Source organism: Pseudomonas putida (assembly GCF_050989985.1).
GTDB lineage: Bacteria > Pseudomonadota > Gammaproteobacteria > Pseudomonadales > Pseudomonadaceae > Aquipseudomonas > Aquipseudomonas putida_AI.
Genome location: NZ_CP158815.1, coordinates 120,147 through 142,023, shown reverse-complemented (window position 1 = coordinate 142,023; position 21,877 = coordinate 120,147). Strand labels below are relative to the sequence as shown.

Here is a 21,877-nt window from a genome sequence, read left to right as displayed (position 1 = left end):
AGCTTCATGGAAGCATTGCACCAGAAAATCCGCGAACTAGGCATCGTGCTTTCCGACCAGGTCCTGAAGGTCGACGCCTTCCTGAACCACCAGATCGACCCGGCCCTGATGAAGCTGATCGGCGACGAATTCGCCACGCTGTTCAAGGATTCGGGCATCACCAAGATCGTCACCATCGAAGCTTCGGGCATCGCCCCGGCGATCATGACCGGTCTGAACCTCGGCGTGCCAGTGATCTTCGCCCGCAAGCAACAGTCCCTGACCCTGACTGAAAACCTGCTGTCGGCGACCGTGTACTCGTTCACCAAGAAGACCGAAAGCACCGTGGCCATCTCCCCGCGCCACCTGACCAGCAGCGACCGCGTGCTGATCATCGACGACTTCCTGGCCAACGGTAAGGCGTCCCAGGCGCTGATCTCGATCATCAAGCAGGCCGGCGCCACCGTGGCGGGCCTGGGCATCGTGATCGAGAAGTCGTTCCAGGGCGGCCGTGCAGAGCTGGATTCGCAGGGTTATCGCGTTGAGTCGTTGGCACGCGTGAAGTCGCTGGCCGGTGGCGTTGTGACTTTCATCGAATAACGCCTCGATCCCTGTAGGAGCCGAGCTTGCTCGCGATGGCGGCCGGGCAGCCGACATTGACGTTGAATGTTATGGCCTCATCGCGAGCAAGCTCGGCTCCTACAGGTTTTGGGTAGCCCGTTATTGCGCGGTGGCCTTCAGGCCCGTCAGCAGCAATCGCTGATACAGGTCCTCTTTCAGGCCATCCGGACTGCTCAGCTGCATCCGCTCCAGATGCCCGGGAAACTCCGAAGCCGGCGGTGCATCCAGCGCAGCTTTACCCAGCTCCAACATCTCGCTCAGCTTGAACTTGCTCTTGAGCCAGTTCAGCGCCCGCAACAAATCCTTCTCCACCTCACTGAAATCACTCCCCAACGGATACTCGGGAAACAGATGCGCATGCCGCGCCTGAATGCCCTGCAATCGCTGCGGGTGGTTGTCCGTGAAGCGCGGATCGAGACGAAAATCCCCGGGCAGCTTGCCGACCTTCTGCGCCTGCTCGGTCAGCCCCGGTTGAAACCGTGAATCCGTGATGTTCAGCAGCGCTTCGATCACCGCCGCATCGGTCTTGCCGCGCAGATCGGCGATGCCATATTCGGTGACCACGATGTCCCGCAGGTGCCGTGGGATCGTGCAGTGGCCGTATTCCCAGACGATGTTGGAACTGACGTCGCCGCCCGACTCGCGCCAGCTGCGCAGCAGCAACACCGAGCGCGCGCCTTGCAGCGCGTGCCCCTGCACCACGAAGTTGTATTGCCCCCCGACGCCGCTGAGCACCCGCCCGTCCTCCAGTTGGTCCGCCACGCCGGCGCCCAGCAGGGTCATGGTGAACGCGGTGTTGATGAACCGTGCATCCAGGCGCTGCAAGCGCTTGAGTTCTTCCTGGCCGTAGAGTTCGTTGATGAAGCTGATGCGGGTCATGTTGAATTCGCGGTGCTTGCCGTGCGGCAAGTCGCGCAGCCGTTCATAGAAACTGCGCGGCCCGAGGAAGAAGCCGCCGTGTACCGAGATGCCATCGGTCTGCGCCGCTTCATCCAGGGTGCCGGCATTCGCCTGATGTTGCGTCGCCACATCCGGGTAGACCTTGCGCCGTACAATGCCGGCATCGGCCAGCACCAGCAGGCCGTTGACGAACATTTCGCTGCAACCGTACAGGCCCCGGGCGAAGGGTTCGAGGCCGCCCTCGCGCTCGATCAACTGCGCCCACGGGCTCAGGTTCACCTGCGCCAGCAGCGACTTGTAGCCATCGTTATCCGCCTGACGCGCCAGCAATGCTGCGGTCAGCGCATCGCCCATGGAGCCGATGCCGATCTGCAGGGTGCCGCCATCGCGCACCAGCGTACTGGCGTGCAAACCGATGAAGTGGTCCTGGAAGCCCACCGGCATGTTCGGCGTGGAAAACAGCGTGCTGTTGTCCTTTTCATCGATCAGCAGGTCGAAGGTGTCGATGCCCACCTCGGCATCGCCGGGCATATAGGGCAAGTCGTTGTGCACCTGGCCGACCATCAGGATCGTCTCCCCGGCGGTCCGGCGCCTGGCGATCATCGGCAACAGATCTAGGGTGATGTCCGGGTTGCAACTCAGGCTCAGGCGATCGGGATGATCGGCATGGCTGGCGACCATTTGCGCCACCAGGTTCAAACCGGCGGCATTGATATCCCGCGCGGCGTGGCTGTAGTTGCTGCTGACATAGTCCTGCTGGGCCGTGGCGCTGTTGAGCAGGCTGCCGGGCTGCATGAAGAATTGCTGGATATGAATGTTGCCCGGCAACTGATCGCGGCGCAGGTCGGCGAGGAAATCCAGCTCCGGATAATCACCGAAAACCCGCTCCAGGAAAGGTTCGAGAAAGCGCTTCTGCAAGCCATCGCCCAAGGCCGGGCGCCCCAGGCACAGTGCGGTATAGACCGTCAGCTGCCGCTGCGGCAACTGCGCGACTCGCCGATACAGCGCGTTGACGAAAGGGTTGGGCTTGCCCAGCCCCAGGGGCAGGCCCATGTGGATATGTGCCGGCAAACGCGCCAACACCTCATCGACCGCCTGCTCGATAGAACACAGCTGCACCATCGGGACCTCCCTTGCATTCCATGACGTAGGGTTGGACCGAGCTTGCCGGGTCTTTGCTGCATTGAATAGCCTTAAAACCATTTGGCCGCCAATGCCCCCTGTAGGAGCGAGCTTGCTCGCGAAGAATCAGAAGGCACCGCGGGGTGTCAGGCTTCCCTGCGTCATCGTTGACGACCATCGCGAGCGAGCTCGCTCCTACATGGGGCCGCGGCGTTCATCGACATCGCAGGCACAAAAAAGCCGCTCGAAAGCGGCTTTTTGGCTGAAGGTATCGGCTTATTTCAGGCCGGACATCTTCTGGATAGCGCCTTTGAGCTCTGCATCGGAGCAGTCGGCGCAAGTGCCTTTAGGCGGCATCGAATTGATACCGGTAATGGCTTTGGCCAGGATGCCGTCGAGGCCGCCCTGGTGATCGGCACGTTCTTTCCAGGCTGCGGCATCACCGATTTTCGGTGCACCCAGCAGGCCGGAGCCGTGGCAAGCGTTGCAGTGTTTGGCAATCACTTCATCCGGGGTTTTCGCACCACCGCCACCTGCGGCGGCAGCCACTTCCATCCCCTTGCATTCCTTGCCCTGTACACAAACCTGGCCGACTGGCTCAAGGCGTTTGGCAATGTCGTCATTCGTCGCAGCTTGAGCGCTGACAGCCCAGAGGGCCAATACGGTTGCTGGTGCGGCCAGCATTTTCATAATTAGGTTCACGCGTTCACCCTCAATGGTGGCTAGTCACGCCTACGGCCACGGTTCGCAGGCGGGCGCAAGTATAGCGGTTAGCCCGCGACACTGAAACAACCCCAAAGTCGAAGGGGTTTTGTTGCGCAACGGTAAAACGGCTCGGGGCCTCGGCCATACTGGCAGGGCGCCTCTTTTCTTAAAAATTCGCGGGTGTAGCTGCGCTGATTAGTCGCGCCGGCGCATCGAACGGATTACGGAAACGATGCGGCTTGGTACTTTCAAAGTAGTAGCTATCGCCGGCTTCGAGCACAAAAGTTTCAAGCCCGACCACCAGCTCAAGCCGACCTTCCACCAAAATGCCGGTCTCTTCGCCTTCGTGGGTGAGCATCTCGTCACCGGTGTCGGCGCCAGGCGGGTAGATTTCATTGAGGAATGCGATTGCCCGGCTCGGGTGAGCCCGGCCGACCAGCTTCATGGTCACGGCGCCATCGGAAATGTCGATCAGCTCGTTGGCCTTGTAGACGATCTGGGTCGGTTTTTCCTGGAGGATTTCTTCGGAAAAGAACTCGACCATGGACATGGGAATCCCGCCCAACACTTTGCGCAGCGAACTGATCGAGGGGCTGACGCTGTTCTTTTCGATCATCGAAATGGTGCTGTTGGTCACGCCCGCACGTTTGGCGAGTTCACGCTGGGAAAGCCCTTTGAGCTTACGGATCGATTGCAGTCGTTCACCGACGTCCAAAGCTTGCGCCTCCAGGAATCAGGGTTGTTGAAATATTGATCGTTATCATGGCGACAGCGTTCAGTATTTACAACACCTCGACCTGAATCCTGTGCGGTCAGGCGACTTCCGGTTCGTACCGCCCGGCGTCAGTCCCCGGAATAGAGCATTGGCACACGGCGCAGGTTGCAAAAGATCTGGTAGGGGATCGTGCCGGCCGCGATCGCGACGTCGCTGGCCAGGATGTTTTTGCCCCACAACTCGACGGTGGAACCCAGGCCGGCTTGGGGGATATCGGTCAAATCGACGCACAGCATGTCCATCGATACCCGACCGATCAGCTGGCTGCGCTGCCCGGCCACCAGTACCGGCGTACCGGTAGGCGCCAGCCGCGGGTAGCCATCGGCGTAACCCATGGCCACCACACCTACGCGCATCGGTTTGGGCGTGATGAAGCGCGCGCCATAGCCGATCGGCTCGCCGGCCGGCAGCTCACGCACGCTGATCACTTTCGATTCGAGGGTCATTACCGGTTGCAGGCGCGAAGCCACGGCGTTGGCTTCTTCGAACGGGGTAGCGCCGTAGAGCATGATGCCCGGACGCACCCAGTCGCTCGGAATCTGCGGCCAACCCAGCACCGCTGGCGAGTTGCGCAGGCTGACCTCGGCCGACAGCCCCTGGCGTGCCGCTTCGAACACTGCGACCTGCTCAGCGCTGGCCTGGGAGTTCAGTTCGTCGGCGCGGGCGAAGTGGCTCATCAGCACGATCTTCGCCACTTTGCCGCTCGCCAGCAGGCGCTGATATGCGGCCTGATAATCCTTCGGATGCAGCCCCACCCGATGCATGCCCGAATCGAGCTTGAGCCAGACCACAATCGGTTTGCTCAATGCCGCCTTCTCGATGGCTTCGAGCTGCCACAGCGAATGCACCACGCACCAGAAATCATGCTCGACGATCAGCGACAGCTCATCGGCTTCAAAGAAACCTTCCAGCAGCAACACCGGAGCGCGAATGCCCGCGGCACGCAGCTCCAAGGCCTCTTCGATGCAGGCCACGGCAAAACCATCGGCCTCGGCTTCGAGCGCCTGGGCGCAACGCACCGCGCCATGACCATAGGCATCGGCCTTGATCACCGCGAGGGCGCGGGCACCCGTGACTTCACGGGCGATCTGGTAGTTGTGACGCAGGGCTTGAAGGTCGATCAGGGCACGGGCAGGACGCATGGCGGCAGACTTCTGGTCGGTCGTTGGGAAGAAAAACCGGCACTGGCTGGCGGCGATGAACCGCCAGTAGCGCCGGGAGAGGGATCTATCTGACTGGCTTGGGGTAAAGCGGCCACAGCCGACCGCTTGTGCAATTACTGGTGAGCCGGTGCCGGGCTGACATGCTTGGCAGCTTCCGGGCTCTTGCTGCCATAGCGGGAAATATCGAGGCCTTCGGCGCTGATCTGCGGCTTTTTCTTCGCCATCAGATCCGCCAGCAGGCGACCGGAACCACAAGCCATGGTCCAGCCGAGCGTACCGTGACCGGTGTTCAGGAACAGGTTCTTGAACGGTGTGGCACCGACGATTGGCGTGCCATCCGGAGTGGTCGGACGCAGGCCGGTCCAGAAGCTGGCTTCAGCCAGGTTGCCGCCCTGAGGATAAAGATCATTGACGATCATCTCCAGGGTTTCACGGCGACGCGGGTTCAGCGACAGGTCAAAACCGGCGATCTCCGCCATGCCGCCGACACGGATGCGGTTGTCGAAACGGGTGATCGCGACCTTGTAGGTCTCGTCGAGAATGGTCGAGGTCGGAGCCATGGCCGGGTTGGTGATCGGCACGGTCATGGAGTAACCCTTGAGCGGATACACCGGTGCCTTGATGCCCAGCGGCTTGAGCAGTTGCGGCGAGTAGCTGCCCAGGGCCAGCACGTAGCGGTCGGCGGTTTCCAGCTTGCCATCGATCCACACGCCATTGATGCGGTCGCCGGCGAAGTCCAGGCGTTGAATATCCTGGCCAAAACGGAATTGCACACCCAGTTTCGCAGCCATTTGCGCGAGCTTGGTGGTGAACATCTGGCAGTCGCCGGTCTGGTCGTTCGGCAGACGCAAGGCGCCAGAGAGAATATTGGTGACGCTGGCCAGGGCCGGCTCAACGCGGGCAATGCCTTCGCGGTCGAGCAATTCGAATGGCACACCGGACTCTTTCAGCACGGCGATGTCTTTCGCGGCGCCGTCCAGTTGGGCCTGGGTGCGGAACAGTTGGGTGGTGCCGAGGCTGCGGCCTTCGTAGGCGATGCCGGTTTCGGCGCGCAGTTCGTCGAGGCAGTCACGGCTGTACTCGGACAGGCGGACCATGCGCTCCTTGTTCACCGCATAACGGCTGGCGGTGCAGTTGCGCAGCATCTGCGCCATCCACAGGTACTGGTCGATGTCGCCAGTGGCCTTGATCGCCAGCGGTGCGTGGCGCTGCAACAGCCACTTGATGGCCTTGAGCGGCACGCCTGGCGCGGCCCACGGCGAGGCATAACCCGGCGATACCTGCCCGGCGTTGGCGAAACTGGTCTCCATGGCAGCAGCCGGCTGCCGGTCGACCACCACCACTTCAAACCCGGCACGGGCCAGGTAATAGGCACTGGTGACACCGATGACGCCGCTACCCAAGACCATAACGCGCATTTTCATATCCTCATCGCGGCTGACCGCTGACGTGTGTAATACAAAGCTTTAGATGCGCGCAGTTTAAAAAAGATTCAGCAGTGATTTTCACTATATAAGCGCCTATATTTGGCGACAATTCTCGGCAAAAACCCTTTTCACGGAGGCGCATCCCCTATGCGTACCAACACGCAAACCAAGCGGGAACTGGACAAGATCGACCGCAGCATCCTGCGGATCCTGCAAGCGGACGGGCGTATTTCCTTTACGGAGCTTGGGGAAAAGGTCGGGCTGTCGACCACGCCCTGCACCGAGCGGGTCCGGCGCCTGGAGCGCGAAGGGATCATCATGGGCTACAACGCGCGGCTCAATCCGCAGCACCTCAAGGGTAGTCTGCTGGTGTTCGTCGAGATCAGCCTCGACTACAAATCCGGCGATACTTTCGAGGAGTTCCGACGCGCGGTGCTGAAGTTGCCCCATGTGCTGGAGTGCCACCTGGTATCAGGGGATTTCGACTACCTGGTGAAAGCTCGGATTTCCGAGATGGCGTCCTACCGCAAGCTGCTGGGGGACATCCTGCTCAAGCTGCCCCATGTGCGCGAATCCAAGAGCTACATCGTGATGGAAGAGGTGAAGGAGAGCTTGAGTTTGCCGATTCCGGATTGAGTTTTTATGGCGCCTGTTCGGCCCTCTTCGCGAGCAGGCTCGCTCCCACAATGGGTTCGTGTCGCGCACGGGATTTGTGGCCACCGAAGATCAACTGTGGGAGCGAGCCTGCTCGCGAAGGCAGGCGACTCGGTCTGACGCTTAAACGAGCACCTGCCGGTTCGAAGCCATGTACTCGAATATCTGCTTCTCGACCCGCGGATGAATCAACTCCACCGGCCGCCGCCCATTGGGGCACGGCAAGGTCTGAGTGGTTCCAAACAGCCGGCAGATCAACGGTCGCTCGTCATACACTGTGCAGCCATTGGGTCCCAGGTGCACGCAATTGAGTTCTTCCATGGCCGCTTCCTGCTCGGCCCGGGTCTTGCGCGGCAGGCGCGACATTTCTTCCGGAGAAGTAGTCACCGGCCCGCAGCAATCGTGGCAGCCGGGCACGCACTCAAACGAAGGGATCTGCTGGCGCAGCGTACGGATTTTCTGACTGTTGCAGCTCATCGAGACATCGACCGGTATCGGAACAGCCTGTGATTCTGCGGCAAAAGCCGCGATCCAGACAGCGGCAACCGACCAATGTTGCCCGCCCGCAAAGGTCCGGCTTATTCTCCGTCAAGTTTTCTAAACACAAGAATCAGGATGACGCCCATGAATCCCGGTGCCCAGCACGCTGCCTCCTACTACGCCGCCAGTAGCCTGCCGCAGCCGGATTACCCGACGCTCAAGGGCGATGTGGTGGCCGATGTGTGCGTGGTCGGCGGCGGGTTTTCGGGGCTGAACACGGCGCTGGAACTGGCCGAGCGCGGGCTCAGCGTGGTGCTGCTAGAAGCCCGGAAAATCGGCTGGGGCGCCAGCGGGCGCAATGGCGGGCAGCTGATTCGCGGGGTTGGTCACGGCCTCGATCAGTTTGCCAACGTCATCGGCACCGAAGGTGTACGCCAGATGAAACTCATGGGCCTGGAAGCGGTGGAAATCGTTCGACGACGGGTCGAGCGTTTTCAGATCCCCTGCGACCTGACCTGGGGTTACTGCGACCTGGCCAACAAACCCCGCGACCTCGAAGGCTTCGCCGAAGACGCCGAAGAACTGCGCAGCCTCGGCTATCGCTACGAAACCCGGCTGCTGCAACCCAACGAGATGCGCACGGTGGTGGGCTCCGATCGCTATGTGGGTGGCTTGATCGACATGGGCTCCGGGCATCTGCACCCGCTGAACCTGGCGTTGGGCGAAGCGGCCGCTGCGCAGCAATTGGGTGTGATGTTATTTGAACAATCGGCGGTCACCCGAATCGATTACGGCCCCGAGATCCGGGTGCATGCCGCGCAAGGCTCGGTCCGCGCCAGGACGCTGGTGCTGGGCTGCAACGCCTACCTCAACGAACTCAACCCGGAACTGAGCGGCAAAGTGCTGCCCGCCGGCAGCTACATCATCGCCACCGAGCCCCTGAGCGAGGAACTGGCGCACTCGCTGCTGCCGCAGAACATGGCGGTCTGCGATCAACGGGTGGCGCTGGACTACTACCGACTCTCGGCCGACCGCCGCTTGCTGTTCGGGGGCGCCTGCCATTACTCAGGGCGCGACCCGAAAGACATCGCGGCCTACATGCGCCCGAAGATGCTGGAGGTCTTCCCGCAGCTGGGCGATGTGCGGATCGATTACCAGTGGGGCGGCATGATCGGTATCGGTGCCAACCGCCTGCCGCAAATCGGCCGGCTCAAGGATCAGCCAAACGTGTATTACGCCCAGGCCTATTCCGGTCATGGAGTGAATGCCACGCATCTGGCCGGACAGTTGCTGGCCGAGGCCATCAGCGGGCAGCAAAGCGGCGGGTTCGATCTGTTTGCCAAGGTCCCACACATGACATTCCCGGGTGGCCGGCATTTCCGTTCGCCGCTGTTGGCGTTGGGGATGTTGTGGCATCGGTTTAAAGAGTTGGTCTGAAAATTTGGCGGTGTCCTCCAGGACCTCATCGCGGGCAAGCCCGCTCCCACAATTGATCTCCTGTGGGAGCGAGCCTGCTCGCGAATGGATCTAATGATCACCACAAAGATCAAATCCTCCAGAACGGCTTGAGCCCCTCCTCCCGCGCCTGCTCACGAGTCAGCCCGATATCCTTGAGCTGTTCGGGTGTCAGGGCCAGCAACGCCTTGCGCGTGTGCAGGCGTTGCCAGAACAGGTCCCAGCGACTCAGGCCGGACGGCGCATTGCGCATTGGCGCATGGCGAGCGTTGTCCCTTTGCCCGATCTCCAGTTCCTGACTGCGTAACGTCAGCCGCACATCGCTCAAACCGTTCATCTTGAATGCTCCTGTTTACTTGGGTAGCCAGAGGTTTCATGATGCGCGGACGGCGAAAAGCATTACAGATCCAACGAAACTGTATTATTTCCATACAGATTTGCCGATTCCGGCTCTGAATCCTGATTTTCTGCCCCATCTGTACTGGTTAGCCGAACCACCTTTATCGAGGCTGCGCCATGACCCTCTACGTCAACCTCGCCGAATTGCTCGGCACGCGTATCGAACAGGGCTTCTATCGCCCCGGTGACCGGCTGCCGTCCGTACGGGCGTTAAGCGTGGAGCATGGGGTCAGCCTCAGTACGGTGCAGCAGGCCTACCGCATGCTGGAAGACAGCGGGCTGGCCACGCCAAAACCCAAGTCGGGCTATTTCGTACCGGTGGGGCGCGAGCTGCCGGAACTGCCGGCGGTGGGTCGTCCGGCCCAGCGGCCGGTGGACATTTCGCAATGGGACCAGGTGCTGGAGCTGATCCGCGCGGTACCACGCAAGGATGTGGTGCAACTGGGCCGGGGCATGCCCGACATCACCACGCCGACCCTCAAGCCTCTATTGCGCGGGCTGGCGCAACTGAGCCGGCGGCAGGACATGCCCGGCCTGTATTACGACAACATTCACGGGCACCTGGAACTGCGCGAACAGATCGCCCGGTTGATGCTCGATTCCGGATGCCAACTGGGCCCCGGCGACCTGGTGGTGACCACCGGTTGCCACGAGGCGCTGTCCACCAGCATCCGCGCGATCTGCGAGCCGGGAGACATCGTGGCCGTGGACTCGCCCAGCTTTCATGGCGCCATGCAGACCCTCAAGGGGCTGGGCATGAAGGCCCTGGAAATCCCCACCGACCCGCTCACCGGGATCAGCCTGGATGCATTGGAACTGGCATTGGAGCAGTGGCCGATAAAGGCCATACAGTTGACTCCCAACTGCAACAATCCACTGGGCTACATCATGCCGGAGTCGCGCAAACGCGCGTTGTTGACGCTCGCCCAGCGTTTTGACGTGGCTATCATCGAAGACGATGTGTATGGCGAACTGTCCTACACCTATCCGCGCCCACGCACGATCAAATCCTTCGACGAGGATGGTCGCGTCCTGCTGTGCAGTTCATTTTCCAAGACCCTCGCACCCGGCCTGCGCATTGGCTGGGTGGCGCCTGGTCGCTATCTGGAACGGGTGCTGCACATGAAATACATCAGCACCGGCTCCACCGCGCCGCAGCCGCAGATTGCCATCGCCGAATTCATCAAAGGCGGCCACTTCGAGCCGCATTTGCGGCGGATGCGTACGCAATACCAGCGCAATCGCGACATGATGATCGATTGGGTCACCCGCTACTTTCCCGCCGGCACCCGCGCCAGCCGTCCGCAGGGCAGCTTCATGCTCTGGGTTGAACTGCCGGAAGGCTTCGACACCCTGAAACTGAATCGTGACTTGCACGACCAAGGCGTACAGATTGCCGTCGGCAGTATCTTTTCCGCCTCGGGCAAATACCGCAATTGCCTGCGCATGAACTACGCTGCCAAACCAACGGCACAGATTGAAGAAGCCGTGCGCAAGGTCGGCGCCGCAGCCATCAGACTGCTGGCGGAGACCGATGGGCTGACCGACTGACCTTTCTGCGAAGACCAGCATCCATATGCCAACATCCGCCAATCGGAACGATCCTACGTGAGAGTCAGACAGCCCCTGATCACTCTGTTGTTAATTGCTTCGTTCCTTGGTGGTTGCGCCAGCCATGACGTGCAGCGCGAGCCGAGCCAGGCGTTGCCGGCGAGCGCTTCGGCCTTTGGCCGTTCGGTCCAGGCCCAGGCCGCGACCCACGAAGGCAAATCAGGCTTTCGCCTGCTGTCGGACAGCACCGAGGCCTTCACCGCCCGCGCCGAGCTGATTCGCAACGCCCAGCGCAGCCTCGATTTGCAGTACTACATCGTCCATGACGGCATCAGTACGCGAATGCTGGTGGAAGAACTGCTCAAGGCCGCCGATCGCGGCGTGCGCGTGCGCATCCTGCTCGACGACACCACCAGTGATGGCCAGGACGTCACCATCGCCACCCTGGCCGCGCATCCAAAAATCCAGATTCGCGTGTTCAACCCCCTGCATCTTGGGCGCAGCACCGGTGTGACGCGCACCATGGGGCGATTGTTCAACCTCTCGCAACAGCACCGGCGCATGCACAACAAGTTGTGGCTGGCCGACAACAGCATGGCCATCGTCGGCGGGCGCAATCTGGGGGATGAGTACTTCGACGCGGAACCCAAGCTGAACTTCACCGACATCGACATATTGGGCGTCGGCCCGGTCGCCGAGCAGTTGGGGCACAGCTTCGACCAATACTGGAACAGCGCCCTGAGCAAACCGATCGACGCGTTCGTATCCAGCAAGCCGACGGCCAGGGACCTGGAAAACACCCGGACCCGGCTGGAGCAATCCCTGGAGGAGTCCCGCAAGCAGAACCACGCGCTCTATCAACAGCTGATTAAGTTCGCCACCGACCCGCGCCTGGAGGCCTGGCGCAAGGAGCTGATCTGGGCCTGGAACCAGGCGCTGTGGGATGCGCCGAGCAAGGTGCTGGCCAAGGACGAGCCCGATTCGCAATTACTGCTGACCACCCAACTGGCGCCTGAGCTCAATCGCGTCAGCAAAGAGCTGGTCATGGTCTCGGCCTATTTCGTACCCGGCCAACCCGGACTGGTCTACCTGACCGGGCGCGCCGATGCCGGGGTCTCGGTGCGACTGCTGACCAATGCCCTGGAAGCCACGGACGTACCCGCGGTGCATGGCGGCTATGCGCCGTACCGCAAGGCGCTGCTGGAGCACGGCGTGCAGTTGTTCGAGTTGCGCCGCCAACCCGGTGATGAAGGCGGTAGCGGACCGCGCCTGTTTTCCAGCAGATCCTATGGCGAATCCGACTCCAGCCTGCACAGCAAGGCGATCGTCTTCGATGAGCAAAAATCCTTCATCGGCTCGTTCAACTTCGATCCGCGCTCGACGCTGTGGAACACCGAAGTGGGCGTGCTGGTGGACAGCCCCGAGCTCGCAGCCCGCGTCCGCGAACTGGCACTACAGGGCATGGCGCCAGCCCTGAGTTATCAAGTGAAACTGGAAAACGGCCAGGTTGTCTGGGTCACCGAAGACGACGGCAAAATGCACACACTGACCAGGGAGCCCGGCAACTGGTGGCGCCGCTTCAATGCCTGGTTCAGCAATACCGTCGGGCTTGAGCGGATGCTTTAAAGGATCGCAGCCTTCGGCAACTCCTACAGAAGATCGCATTTCAACTATAGGAGCTGCCGAAGGCTGCGATCTTTTGATGTTTGTTTTTAAGCCGGCTCTGGAGCCGCGCCAAAAGCCCCCTGGCGCGACACCAGAATCACCAACCCGAACGCCCCCGCCGCCATCAGCAACGGCAAGGCATGCCCGCTGATCCATTGGCTGCCGGCTCCGGCGATCAACGGCCCGAGCAGGCAACCGATTCCCCACAGCTGCGCAATGTGCGCATTGGCCCGAACCAGCGCGTCGTCGCGATAGCGCTCGCCAATGAGGATCAGCGACAGGGTGAACAAGCCGCCGGCACTGGCACCGAACAGCACCCACAACGGCCAGATCAGCAGTGTGTCGATCAGCAACGGGATGGCCAGGCTCGATACCAGCAGGACCATCGCGCAGCCAGTAAACAACGTACGCCGCGACACGCGATCCGCCAGCGCGCCAATGGGCAACTGCAGCAAGGCATCGCCCACCACTACCGTACTGACCATCGCCAGGGCGATTTCCGTGGTGAAGCCCTGGCGCAGGCAGTAGACCGGCAACAGCGTCAGGATCATGGCTTCGAACGCTGCGAACAGCGATACCCCCCAGGCGATCGCCGGCAAACCGCGGCAGAACGTCAGCAAATCACCAAAGGTCACGCTGCAGGATTCACTGCTGGGCGCACCGCTGCGCCCCAGTAACAGGAAGGGAGCCGCCACCAGCAAACCAACGCCAACCCAGAAACCGTAATCATGTTCGGTGCCCAGCACGCCCAGCAGAATCGGCCCGGCCAGCTGGCTCAGCGCGTAGCTGCTGCCATACAGCGCCACCAGTCGGCCGCGCCACTCCTCGACCACCAGCTGGTTGATCCAGCTCTCGCCCAGGATGAACACCAGAGTCAGGACCACGCCAATCATCAAGCGCAGCGCCAGCCACACCGGATAGCTTGGCAACAGCGCCAGCAAACCAATGGATAAAGCCCCACCCCACAAGCACAGGCGCATCAGGTTGGCCGTGCCGAGGCGCGCCGCCAGATGACTGGAAATTTTCGCGCCCAATAGCACGCCGATGGCAGGCATCGCCGCCATCACACCGATTGCAAACGAGCCATATCCCCAGCTTTCCAGGCGAAACGACACCAGCGGCATGCTGACACCCAGGGCCAGGCCGACACTCAAGACAGACGCCAACACGGCGAAATACGTCGCCCAACGCATGTTCCACGCTCCTGTGGATATTGATTTTTTACAGGCGACACAAAGCAAATGTGGGAGCGGGCTTGCTCGCGAAGAGGCCATTACATCCAACATCAATGTTGACTGTCATGGCGCCTTCGCGAGCAAGCCCGCTCCCACAAGGGATCTGCGTCGTTCAGGAGTCCGGCTTACCACCGGACTCCCTCACGAGCTTACAACTTGATCCAGGTCGCCTTCAGTTCGGTGTACTTGTCGAACGCGTGCAGCGACTTGTCGCGACCGTTGCCGGACTGCTTGAAGCCACCGAACGGTGCCGTCATGTCGCCGCCGTCGTACTGGTTCACCCAGACGCTACCGGCACGCAACGCCCGGGCGGTCAGGTGAGCCTTGGAGATGTCGGCGGTCCACACCGCAGCGGCCAGGCCGTATGGCGTGTCGTTGGCGATGGCGACGGCTTCTTCGGCATTGTCGAATTCGATGACCGACAGGACTGGCCCGAAGATTTCTTCCTGGGCGATTTTCATCGCGTTGCTCACGCCATCGAAAATCGTCGGTTCAACGTAGGTACCGCCGGATTCCTGCAGGGTACGCTTGCCACCGGCCACCAGCTTGGCACCGTCGGCGTGACCGGATTCGATGTAGGACAACACGGTGTTCATCTGCTGGGTGTCGACCAGCGCACCGACGTTGGTCGCCGGGTCCAGCGGGTTGCCCGGCTTCCAGGCTTTCAGGGCCTCGATCACCAGCGGCAGGAATTTGTCCTTGATGGAGCGCTCCACCAGTAGACGCGAACCGGCGGTGCACACTTCGCCCTGGTTGAAGGCGATGGCGCCCGCAGCGGCTTCGGCGGCTTCTTGCAGGTTCGGGGCATCGGCGAACACGATGTTCGGGCTCTTGCCACCGGCTTCCAGCCAGATGCGCTTCATGTTCGACTCGCCAGCGTAAATCATCAGTTGCTTGGCGATCTTGGTCGAACCGGTGAATACCAGGGTGTCGACGTCGTTGTGCAGGCCCAGGGCCTTGCCGACGGTGTGGCCGTAGCCCGGCAACACGTTCAGCACGCCTTTCGGAATGCCGGCCTCGACAGCCAGTGCCGCGATGCGGATGGCGGTCAGCGGGGATTTTTCCGAAGGCTTGAGGATCACCGAGTTACCGGTGGACAGTGCCGGGCCCAGCTTCCAGCAAGCCATCATCAGCGGGAAGTTCCACGGCACGATGGCGGCAACTACACCCACCGGCTCACGGGTCACCAGACCCAGTTGGTCGTGCGGTGTGGCTGCCACTTCGTCGTAGATCTTGTCGATGGCTTCGCCGCTCCAGCTCAAGGCTTGCGCCGCGCCGGGAACGTCGATGTACAGGGAGTCGCTGATCGGCTTGCCCATGTCCAGGGTTTCAAGCAGGGCCAGCTCCTCGGCGTGCTTTTTGAGCAGGCCGGCGAAACGGATCATGGTGGCTTTGCGCTTGGTCGGCGCCAGGCGAGACCAGACGCCGGAATTGAAAGTGGCGCGAGCGTTTTCCACAGCGCGCTGGGCATCGGCGGCGTCGCAGCTGGCAATCTTGCCCAGCAGGCGGCCATCGACCGGGCTGATGCACTCGAAAGTCTCGCCGGAAACGGCATCGGTGTACTCGCCATTGAGGTAAGCGCGGCCTTCGATCTTCAGGTCGCGAGCCTTTTGTTCCCAGTCGGCACGAGTCAGGGTGGTCATACGAGTGTCCTCCTCTTATTGAATACGACACCCGCGCTCTTCGCGGGTGCTGTCAGGAATTCCGCCCGGCCAGCCTGTCTTCGGCCCAGGGCAACCGCCACCCTAAACCAGCGGCCGGTAAAGTTTCAATATATTTGACATAAGGCCGGCAAACGGCCTTGCGACGTTCAATTTAATAAACATAGACTTTGGATCTATCCGTGTCCGGTCTTGCCAATACGTTCCTCTTTTGACGAGCAGCTGTTGATGTCAGGCAAGGCGCCGCGACGAGTCATAGCCCGCTATGGCGAGGAGCGGCAACGCAGCATGACAGCAACAGATGCCGTCAAAAAGGAACAGTATTGGCATGACCGGACACTTACCACTCGCACCGCAATGACGGGGGAATACAACAATGAGCATCCAGAACATCGTCGACTTCAGCCAGGCCACCACCGCCGCCGAACGCTATCGCCCCGACCCGGCGAAAGTGCTCAAGGGTGATCCCGAGCAAGCGGTGTACAACCACTACAACAGCCCTTGCGGCCAGTTGAACACCGGCGTGTGGGAAGGAGCCGTCGGCCACTGGACAGTGAACTTCACCGAACACGAATACTGCGAAATCCTGCAGGGTGTTTCCGTACTGCGCGACCTCGATGGCAACGCCAAGACGCTGCGGGTCGGTGATCGCTTCGTCATCCCGGCAGGCTTCCGGGGCACCTGGGAAGTGCTGGAGCCTTGCCGCAAGGTCTATGTGGCGTTTGAGCAGAAGGCCTGAGCATTTGCGTTGATTGACCCGGCGCTATCGCGAGCAGGCTCGCTCCCACAGGGGATCAGAGTGAACCCGGACATTGTGGGAGCGAGCCTGCTCGCGATGAGGTACTGACAGGCAATGCATAACCAGAAGGCAACAAAAAAGGCCCGTATCTTGCGATACGGGCCTTTTTCGTAAGTCGGGAAAAATCAATTACTTGATTTTGCCTTCCTTGTAGATCACGTGCTTGCGAACAACCGGATCATATTTCTTGATCTCGATTTTGTCCGGAGTAGTGCGCTTGTTCTTGTCGGTAGTGTAGAAGTGACCAGTACCGGCGCTCGAAATCAAACGAATCAATTCACGCATGATTAGCTCCCTTAAACCTTGCCATCGCGACGAAGTTCGGCCAGCACGACACTGATGCCACGCTTGTCGATGATACGCATGCCTTTGGCAGATACGCGCAGACGCACAAAACGTTTCTCTTCTTCAACCCAGAAGCGGTGATGCTGCAGGTTCGGCAGGAAACGACGACGGGTTTTGTTGTTTGCGTGGGAAATGTTGTTCCCAGTCACCGGACCCTTACCGGTAACTTGACATACTCTAGACATGCCTCAGCCCTCTAAAACCACATGCCCAACCCGGCATGGGTTGGCCGCTTAATCTCTAGTCATTGTGGCGCCAGGCGCCGCGATTCTTTAGAGGTCTTACCGGCTACACCTACAGTGAAGGAACCGGGCCCCTAGAAAAGAGCGCTGCTTTATACCAGAAAGACTGGAGAGCAACAACATTCGCTGTGCCATGAATCGATAAAAACCCGGTTTTTCCCGCCTCAAGCGCTTTGGATAAGGGCTATGGGGGATTTCGACCGCTCGTCGCAGAAAATCCACTCGACACCGTAATCGCGGGTTTCCCAACCGGGCACAGCAAAAACAGGCGCCTATAGTCCACTCAAAATGAAAAAGGGGATAGTCATTTGCAAGGCAGCCCACTAGGGTAAGCCTTTTCCAGACTGCACTTGCAGATGGGCCTTCGATCTGTAAAGGAATCCGACCATGCGCCTCGCTGCTCTACCCCTGTTGCTCGCCCCTCTTCTGCTGAGCCCTTTGGCCCAGGCAGCTGCCTTGAGTGTCTGCACCGAGGCCAGTCCGGAAGGATTCGATGTGGTGCAGTACAACTCGCTGACCACCACCAATGCCTCTGCCGACGTACTGATGAACCGTCTGGTGGACTTCGACACAGCCAGCGGCAAAGTGGTCCCCAGTCTTGCCGACAGCTGGGAAATCAGTCCCGATGGCCTGACGTATGTATTCAAGCTGCACCCGCAGGTGAAATTCCACCGCACCGACTACTTCAGCCCGACCCGCGAACTGACCGCCGAAGATGTGAAGTTCAGCTTCGACCGCATGCTCGACCCGGCCAACCCGTGGCACCAAGTCGCCCAGAGCGGCTTCCCCCACGCGCAATCGATGCAATTGCCGGCGCTCATCAAGAAGATCGACGCTCTTGACCCGCTGACCGTGCGTTTCACCCTCGATCACGCCGACTCGACCTTCCTGGCGACCCTGAGCATGGGTTTTGCCTCGATCTATTCGGCCGAGTACGCCGACAAACTGTTGAAGGCCGGCGCGACGGACAAGCTCAACAGCCAGCCAATCGGCACTGGTCCGTTTGTTTTCACGCGCTTCCAGAAGGACGCCTCGGTTCGCTACAAGGCCAACCCGGACTACTTCGGCGGCAAGCCGTCGGTGGACCCGCTGATCTTCGCCATCACGCCGGACGCCAACGTGCGCCTGCAGAAGCTGCGCCGCAATGAATGCCAGATCGCCCTGTCGCCCAAGCCCCTGGACGTACAGGCTGCGATGAAAGAACCGACACTGAAGGTGGAAAAGACTGACGCGTTCATGACCGCGTTCGTCGGCATCAACAGTCAGCACCCACCGCTGGACAAGCCTGAAGTACGCCAGGCGATCAACCTCGCTTTCGACAAGGCCAACTACGTCAAAGCCGTGTTCGAAGACACCGCAGAGCCTGCCAACGGTCCTTATCCGCCGAACACCTGGAGCTACGCCAAAAACCTGCCTGGCTACTCCCATGACGTGCAGAAAGCCAAGGCATTGATGGCCAAGGCCGGGCTGAAGGACGGTTTCCAGACCACCATCTGGACGCGTCCGTCGGGCAGCTTGCTGAACCCCAATCCGAGCCTTGGCGCACAGCTGTTGCAGTCGGACCTCGCGGAAATCGGCATTCAGGCCGAGATTCGCGTGATCGAATGGGGCGAACTGATCCGCCGCGCCAAGGCCGGTGAGCACGATTTGCTGTTCATGGGCTGGGCTGGCGACAACGGCGACCCGGACAACTTCCTCACACCGCAGTTTTCCTGCGCCGCGGTCAAGTCGGGTACCAACTTCGCCCGCTACTGCAACCAGGACCTGGACAAGCTGATCAGTGCCGGCAAGACCACCGGCGAGCAAGGTGTGCGCACCAAGCTCTACGAACAGGCCCAGGCGCAGATCCAGCAACAGGCGTTGTGGCTGCCCCTGGCACACCCGACGGCATTCGCCCTGACGCGCAAGGATGTCGAGGGTTATTCGGTCAGCCCGTTCGGGCGGCAGGACTATTCGAAGGTCAACATCAAATAACAGCGCCACCACCAAACCTGTGGGAGCGGGCTCGCTCCCACAGGGTTCTGCATTCCCCCCGCCAGACCTACATCCACCCGTACTCAGCCATCGAAAGCGGATCACCGTCACCGATGATGAAATGGTCAAGCACCCGCACATCGATCAGCTCAAGCGCCTTTTGCAGGCGCTTGGTCAGCACCCGATCGGCTTGGCTGGGGGTGGAATTGCCCGACGGATGGTTGTGGCAGAGGATCAGGGCCGCGGCATTGTGTGCCAAAGCGCGCTTGACCACCTCGCGTGGATGAACGCTGGTGTTGTCGATGGAGCCGCGAAACAGCGCCTCAAAGGTCAGGACCTGGTGTTTGGAGTCCAGAAACAGGCAGCCGAACACCTCATGACGCTCGTGACGCAGCATCGATTTCAGGTATTCACGAACCGTGTGCGGATTCTCCAGCGTCGGCTTTTTCCGTGCACGCTCGGCCAAATGTCGGCGACTCATTTCCTGAGCGGCCTGCAATTGAGCAAACTTTGCCGGCCCAAGCCCCAAATGTGTGCTGAAGGCTGCTTGATCAGCCTCGAGCAGCGCGCGCAGGCTGCCAAACTCCGTCAACAGGTAGCGCGCCAGATCAACGGCGCTTTTGCCGGACACGCCGGTTCGTAAAAAAATCGCCAGCAACTCCGCATCCGAAAGACTGGCCGATCCCAACTTCAACAACCTCTCCCGCGGCCGTTCCGCCGCCGGCCAATCGCGAATACTCATAGCACCTCCCTGTCTGTGGGCCCCGCTGTTCCATAGCGGTCGCTGTGATATCGTAGCCCATCTTTTTTGCGGGCGAATTCACCCTGGGGAGGGGGTTTCGCCACGCTTGTCACCAACGAATTGAAAGGCAGGCCTATGCAGCGGCTGTATCGGAAACGCATTGTTCTGGGCGTCGGCGGCGGCATTGCCGCCTACAAGAGCGCCGACCTGGTTCGCCGCCTGATGGACCAGGGCGCGGAAGTGCGCGTGGTCATGACCCGTGGCGGCGCCGAATTCATTACCCCGCTGACCATGCAGGCTCTGTCCGGGCACCCCGTGCACCTGGACCTGCTGGACCCGGCCGCTGAAGCGGCCATGGGCCACATCGAGCTGGCCAAATGGGCTGATCTGGTACTGATCGCCCCGGCCACCGCCGATCTGATCGCCCGGCTGGCCCAAGGCATTGCCGACGACTTGCTGACCACGCTGGTGCTGGCCACCGATGCGGTGGTCGCCGTGGCTCCGGCGATGAACCAGGCCATGTGGCGCGACCCGGCCACCCAGGCCAACCTGCAAACCCTTGAAAGCCGCGACCTGAAAGTCTTCGGCCCCGCTTCCGGCAGCCAGGCCTGCGGCGATGTCGGCCTGGGTCGCATGCTCGAGGCCACCGACCTGGCGCAGCTCGCCGCGGATTGCTTCAAGCGCCAGGCGCTGACCGGCAAGCATGTGCTGATCACCGCTGGCCCGACCCAGGAAAACATCGACCCGGTGCGCTACATCACCAACCACAGCTCCGGAAAAATGGGCTTCGCCCTGGCCGAAGCCGCGGTGGAAGCCGGTGCCCGGGTGACCCTGATCACTGGCCCGGTGCACCTTCCGACCCCGGATCGCGTCACCCGTATCGACGTGGTCAGCGCCCGCGACATGCTCGCCGCCTGCGAAGCCGCGATCCCTTGCGACCTGTTCATCGCCTCGGCAGCGGTTGCGGATTACCGCCCGGAAGTCGTCGCGCCACAGAAACTCAAGAAAGATCCTACGAACGGCGACGGCTTGTTGCTGCAAATGGTGCGCAACCCGGACATTCTGGCCAGCATCGCCACACGCCCAGACCGCCCATTCAGTGTCGGCTTCGCCGCCGAAACCGAACACCTGCTCGACTACGCTGCCCGCAAGTTGAAGGACAAGAATCTCGATTTGATCGTCGCCAACGACGTCGCCAACCCGAGCATTGGCTTCAATAGCGAAGAGAACGCCTGCAGCGTGATCGACCGCGACCTTCACGCCACACTTTTCGCCCAGACCAGCAAGAGCAAGATTGCTCGCCAGCTGATCACTTTCATCGCTGAACGACTGAACCAGGTTTAATTTACATGCACGCTTTGCAAGCCAAGATCCTCGACCCTCGCATCGGTACCGAATTCCCGCTGCCGCAATACGCCACCCCAGGCTCCGCCGGCCTGGACCTGCGCGCCATGCTGGAAAAAGACATTGTGATCAAGCCGGGCGAGACCGTGCTGATCCCGACCGGGTTGTCGGTCTACATCGGCGACCCGAGCCTCGCCGCCCTGATCCTGCCGCGCTCCGGCCTGGGCCATAAGCACGGCATCGTGCTGGGCAACCTGGTCGGCCTGATCGACTCGGACTACCAAGGGCCGCTGATGGTGTCCTGCTGGAACCGTGGCCAGACCGACTTCACCATGGCCGTAGGCGAACGCCTGGCACAGCTGGTGCTGGTGCCGGTGGTTCAGGCCCATTTCGAGATGGTCGAAGAGTTCGTCGAGACCCAGCGCGGCACCGGTGGTTTCGGCCATTCCGGCAGCCATTGATCTGACTGTGGCGAGGGAGCTTGCTCCCGCAGGGCTGCGCAGCGGCCCAATAATTTTGTGAGCGTTGCGCGCTCAAGCGGGAGCAAGCTCCCTCGCCACAAAATTTGTGCTGATTTCTGCACTGTGGTGGTGGCATGGCCTTTTCGCACCACGAACTCTCTGTGAAAAACGCCGTCAT

Annotated in this window: 21 protein-coding genes; 9 read left to right on the top strand and 12 right to left on the bottom strand. The window is 61.0% G+C overall.

Annotated features, from left to right (window positions below; all coding sequences use genetic code 11):
* The first annotated feature begins 6 nt into the window (after positions 1-6).
* Entirely contained in the window at positions 7-579 is a 573-nt protein-coding gene (locus tag ABTV29_RS00700) for a xanthine phosphoribosyltransferase (RefSeq protein WP_433768355.1), read from the top strand.
* Positions 580-699: 120 nt separating this feature from the next.
* Here the strand turns inward: ABTV29_RS00700 and ABTV29_RS00695 are convergent, their stop codons facing one another.
* The 5 genes from ABTV29_RS00695 to dadA form a co-directional block, all read right to left on the bottom strand.
* Positions 700-2,622, bottom strand: a complete 1,923-nt coding sequence (locus tag ABTV29_RS00695; protein WP_433768354.1) for an acetyl-CoA hydrolase/transferase C-terminal domain-containing protein — start codon at positions 2,620-2,622, stop codon at positions 700-702.
* A 276-nt stretch (positions 2,623-2,898) separates the two neighbouring features.
* Positions 2,899-3,312 carry a c-type cytochrome gene (locus ABTV29_RS00690; RefSeq protein ID WP_433772091.1) on the bottom strand — a complete coding sequence of 138 codons (414 nt, stop codon included), beginning with the start codon at positions 3,310-3,312 and terminating at the stop codon, positions 2,899-2,901.
* Positions 3,313-3,493: 181 nt separating this feature from the next.
* A complete protein-coding gene (locus ABTV29_RS00685; RefSeq protein ID WP_007947433.1) occupies positions 3,494-4,042 on the bottom strand; it encodes a cupin domain-containing protein in 549 nt (182 codons plus the stop codon).
* Between the two features lie 128 nt (positions 4,043-4,170).
* Positions 4,171-5,244 (bottom strand): alanine racemase, encoded by a 1,074-nt coding sequence (gene alr, locus ABTV29_RS00680; protein ID WP_433768353.1) that lies wholly within the window; start codon positions 5,242-5,244, stop codon positions 4,171-4,173.
* Between the two features lie 134 nt (positions 5,245-5,378).
* Positions 5,379-6,683, bottom strand: a complete 1,305-nt coding sequence (gene dadA / locus ABTV29_RS00675; RefSeq protein ID WP_433768352.1) for a D-amino acid dehydrogenase — start codon at positions 6,681-6,683, stop codon at positions 5,379-5,381.
* Between the two features lie 156 nt (positions 6,684-6,839).
* Here dadA and ABTV29_RS00670 point away from each other — a divergent pair, with 156 nt between their 5' ends.
* On the top strand, positions 6,840-7,328 hold the full coding sequence (locus tag ABTV29_RS00670; RefSeq protein WP_095194410.1) for an Lrp/AsnC ligand binding domain-containing protein: 489 nt from the start codon (positions 6,840-6,842) through the stop codon (positions 7,326-7,328).
* 141 nt (positions 7,329-7,469) lie between these two features.
* Here the strand turns inward: ABTV29_RS00670 and ABTV29_RS00665 are convergent, their stop codons facing one another.
* Positions 7,470-7,823, bottom strand: coding sequence for a YkgJ family cysteine cluster protein (locus tag ABTV29_RS00665; RefSeq protein WP_433768351.1), 354 nt, complete (start codon positions 7,821-7,823; stop codon positions 7,470-7,472).
* A gap of 138 nt (positions 7,824-7,961) precedes the next feature.
* Between ABTV29_RS00665 and ABTV29_RS00660 the strand changes: the two genes are divergently transcribed.
* Positions 7,962-9,263: an NAD(P)/FAD-dependent oxidoreductase gene (locus ABTV29_RS00660; RefSeq protein ID WP_433768350.1), complete on the top strand. Its 1,302-nt coding sequence runs from the start codon at positions 7,962-7,964 to the stop codon at positions 9,261-9,263.
* 109 nt (positions 9,264-9,372) lie between these two features.
* Here ABTV29_RS00660 and ABTV29_RS00655 read toward each other — a convergent pair whose 3' ends face one another.
* Positions 9,373-9,618: a DUF1127 domain-containing protein gene (locus ABTV29_RS00655; protein WP_433768349.1), complete on the bottom strand. Its 246-nt coding sequence runs from the start codon at positions 9,616-9,618 to the stop codon at positions 9,373-9,375.
* Positions 9,619-9,797: 179 nt separating this feature from the next.
* On the opposite strand from ABTV29_RS00655, the gene ABTV29_RS00650 reads away from it, so the two are divergent.
* Entirely contained in the window at positions 9,798-11,231 is a 1,434-nt protein-coding gene (locus ABTV29_RS00650) for a PLP-dependent aminotransferase family protein (RefSeq protein WP_110965518.1), read from the top strand.
* 57 nt (positions 11,232-11,288) lie between these two features.
* Entirely contained in the window at positions 11,289-12,857 is a 1,569-nt protein-coding gene (locus ABTV29_RS00645) for a phospholipase D family protein (protein ID WP_433768348.1), read from the top strand.
* A gap of 86 nt (positions 12,858-12,943) precedes the next feature.
* Here ABTV29_RS00645 and ABTV29_RS00640 read toward each other — a convergent pair whose 3' ends face one another.
* Both ABTV29_RS00640 and ABTV29_RS00635 read right to left on the bottom strand, forming a co-directional pair.
* Positions 12,944-14,089 (bottom strand): MFS transporter, encoded by a 1,146-nt coding sequence (locus ABTV29_RS00640; RefSeq protein WP_433768347.1) that lies wholly within the window; start codon positions 14,087-14,089, stop codon positions 12,944-12,946.
* Positions 14,090-14,280: 191 nt separating this feature from the next.
* The gene (locus ABTV29_RS00635) at positions 14,281-15,774 is read right to left on the bottom strand and encodes an aldehyde dehydrogenase (protein ID WP_433768346.1); all 1,494 of its coding nucleotides are present in this window, start codon (positions 15,772-15,774) and stop codon (positions 14,281-14,283) included.
* A gap of 394 nt (positions 15,775-16,168) precedes the next feature.
* Here ABTV29_RS00635 and ABTV29_RS00630 point away from each other — a divergent pair, with 394 nt between their 5' ends.
* Complete coding sequence (locus ABTV29_RS00630) at positions 16,169-16,531, top strand: cupin domain-containing protein (protein ID WP_433768345.1); 363 nt, start codon at positions 16,169-16,171, stop codon at positions 16,529-16,531.
* Between the two features lie 189 nt (positions 16,532-16,720).
* On the opposite strand, the gene rpmG is transcribed toward ABTV29_RS00630, so the two are convergent.
* Both rpmG and rpmB read right to left on the bottom strand, forming a co-directional pair.
* Positions 16,721-16,876, bottom strand: a complete 156-nt coding sequence (gene rpmG / locus ABTV29_RS00625) for a 50S ribosomal protein L33 (RefSeq protein WP_003177274.1) — start codon at positions 16,874-16,876, stop codon at positions 16,721-16,723.
* Positions 16,877-16,887: 11 nt separating this feature from the next.
* Positions 16,888-17,121, bottom strand: a complete 234-nt coding sequence (gene rpmB, locus ABTV29_RS00620) for a 50S ribosomal protein L28 (protein WP_003177273.1) — start codon at positions 17,119-17,121, stop codon at positions 16,888-16,890.
* 444 nt (positions 17,122-17,565) lie between these two features.
* Between rpmB and ABTV29_RS00615 the strand changes: the two genes are divergently transcribed.
* Positions 17,566-19,152: an ABC transporter substrate-binding protein gene (locus ABTV29_RS00615; protein WP_433768344.1), complete on the top strand. Its 1,587-nt coding sequence runs from the start codon at positions 17,566-17,568 to the stop codon at positions 19,150-19,152.
* A gap of 67 nt (positions 19,153-19,219) precedes the next feature.
* On the opposite strand, the gene radC is transcribed toward ABTV29_RS00615, so the two are convergent.
* On the bottom strand, positions 19,220-19,894 hold the full coding sequence (gene radC, locus ABTV29_RS00610) for a RadC family protein (protein ID WP_433768343.1): 675 nt from the start codon (positions 19,892-19,894) through the stop codon (positions 19,220-19,222).
* A 135-nt stretch (positions 19,895-20,029) separates the two neighbouring features.
* Between radC and coaBC the strand changes: the two genes are divergently transcribed.
* Positions 20,030-21,238, top strand: a complete 1,209-nt coding sequence (gene coaBC, locus ABTV29_RS00605) for a bifunctional phosphopantothenoylcysteine decarboxylase/phosphopantothenate--cysteine ligase CoaBC (RefSeq protein WP_110965525.1) — start codon at positions 20,030-20,032, stop codon at positions 21,236-21,238.
* A gap of 5 nt (positions 21,239-21,243) precedes the next feature.
* On the top strand, positions 21,244-21,699 hold the full coding sequence (dut, locus tag ABTV29_RS00600; RefSeq protein WP_110965526.1) for a dUTP diphosphatase: 456 nt from the start codon (positions 21,244-21,246) through the stop codon (positions 21,697-21,699).
* Positions 21,700-21,877: the final 178 nt, after the last annotated feature.

Excerpts from the sequence above, each read along its gene's own strand:
- ABTV29_RS00700 (WP_433768355.1), top strand. The coding sequence starts at position 7 with ATGGAAGCATTGCACCAGAAAATCCGCGAACTAGGCATCGTGCTTTCC.
- ABTV29_RS00695 (WP_433768354.1), bottom strand. The coding sequence starts at position 2,622 with ATGGTGCAGCTGTGTTCTATCGAGCAGGCGGTCGATGAGGTGTTGGCG.
- ABTV29_RS00690 (WP_433772091.1), bottom strand. The coding sequence starts at position 3,312 with ATGAAAATGCTGGCCGCACCAGCAACCGTATTGGCCCTCTGGGCTGTC.
- alr (WP_433768353.1), bottom strand. The coding sequence starts at position 5,244 with ATGCGTCCTGCCCGTGCCCTGATCGACCTTCAAGCCCTGCGTCACAAC.
- dadA (WP_433768352.1), bottom strand. The coding sequence starts at position 6,683 with ATGCGCGTTATGGTCTTGGGTAGCGGCGTCATCGGTGTCACCAGTGCC.
- ABTV29_RS00670 (WP_095194410.1), top strand. The coding sequence starts at position 6,840 with ATGCGTACCAACACGCAAACCAAGCGGGAACTGGACAAGATCGACCGC.
- ABTV29_RS00665 (WP_433768351.1), bottom strand. The coding sequence starts at position 7,823 with ATGAGCTGCAACAGTCAGAAAATCCGTACGCTGCGCCAGCAGATCCCT.
- ABTV29_RS00660 (WP_433768350.1), top strand. The coding sequence starts at position 7,962 with ATGACGCCCATGAATCCCGGTGCCCAGCACGCTGCCTCCTACTACGCC.
- ABTV29_RS00655 (WP_433768349.1), bottom strand. The coding sequence starts at position 9,618 with ATGAACGGTTTGAGCGATGTGCGGCTGACGTTACGCAGTCAGGAACTG.
- ABTV29_RS00650 (WP_110965518.1), top strand. The coding sequence starts at position 9,798 with ATGACCCTCTACGTCAACCTCGCCGAATTGCTCGGCACGCGTATCGAA.
- ABTV29_RS00640 (WP_433768347.1), bottom strand. The coding sequence starts at position 14,089 with ATGCGTTGGGCGACGTATTTCGCCGTGTTGGCGTCTGTCTTGAGTGTC.
- ABTV29_RS00635 (WP_433768346.1), bottom strand. The coding sequence starts at position 15,774 with ATGACCACCCTGACTCGTGCCGACTGGGAACAAAAGGCTCGCGACCTG.
- ABTV29_RS00630 (WP_433768345.1), top strand. The coding sequence starts at position 16,169 with ATGAGCATCCAGAACATCGTCGACTTCAGCCAGGCCACCACCGCCGCC.
- rpmG (WP_003177274.1), bottom strand. The coding sequence starts at position 16,876 with ATGCGTGAATTGATTCGTTTGATTTCGAGCGCCGGTACTGGTCACTTC.
- rpmB (WP_003177273.1), bottom strand. The coding sequence starts at position 17,121 with ATGTCTAGAGTATGTCAAGTTACCGGTAAGGGTCCGGTGACTGGGAAC.
- ABTV29_RS00615 (WP_433768344.1), top strand. The coding sequence starts at position 17,566 with ATGCGCCTCGCTGCTCTACCCCTGTTGCTCGCCCCTCTTCTGCTGAGC.
- radC (WP_433768343.1), bottom strand. The coding sequence starts at position 19,894 with ATGAGTATTCGCGATTGGCCGGCGGCGGAACGGCCGCGGGAGAGGTTG.
- coaBC (WP_110965525.1), top strand. The coding sequence starts at position 20,030 with ATGCAGCGGCTGTATCGGAAACGCATTGTTCTGGGCGTCGGCGGCGGC.
- dut (WP_110965526.1), top strand. The coding sequence starts at position 21,244 with ATGCACGCTTTGCAAGCCAAGATCCTCGACCCTCGCATCGGTACCGAA.